At 69.5% G+C, this 455-nt stretch carries 1 protein-coding gene; it reads right to left on the reverse strand.

Going from position 1 to position 455, the window contains the following annotated elements:
- Positions 1-455, reverse strand: a 455-nt coding sequence (locus tag SK571_RS46240; protein WP_319990445.1) for a GDSL-type esterase/lipase family protein, incomplete at both ends; no start/stop codon positions are given.

The following is a 455-nucleotide window of genomic DNA, read 5'->3' on the forward strand; positions in this document are numbered from 1 at the left end:
GTCATCAGCACCGGGACGCCACCGCGTTCGCGGACGCCGTTGACCAGCCGGGTGAGGTTGTCGCGGAAGGCCGTTGCGGTGGTCTGCTTGTCGTTGTGCCCGAGCTGGATGAACACCAGGTCCCTGCTCTTGATCAGGGGCTTCATCCTGGGGAAGAGGGCGCTGTTGGACAGGAAACTGCCGGAGCTCTCACCCGAGTCGCCGTAGTTCGCGACCACGGCGCCGTTGCGCAGGTGGGTGGGCAGGTACTGGCCCCAGCCGGTGTAGGGCGCGGCGGGCTGGTCGCACACGGTCGAGTCACCGGCGAGGTAGGCCACCAACGGGGATGCGGCCGGCGTCACGGTGAGCGAGCCGATCGCGGGCGCGCTGCCACCGAAGGTGATCTGCAGACCCGCTGTGCCGGTGCCGCCCTGGCCGGTGGGCTGGCCTTCGGGACTGCGGACGTTGACCGTCGT

The sequence above is a fragment of the Lentzea kristufekii genome (genome assembly GCF_033949925.1).
Lineage (GTDB): Bacteria > Actinomycetota > Actinomycetes > Mycobacteriales > Pseudonocardiaceae > Lentzea > Lentzea kristufekii.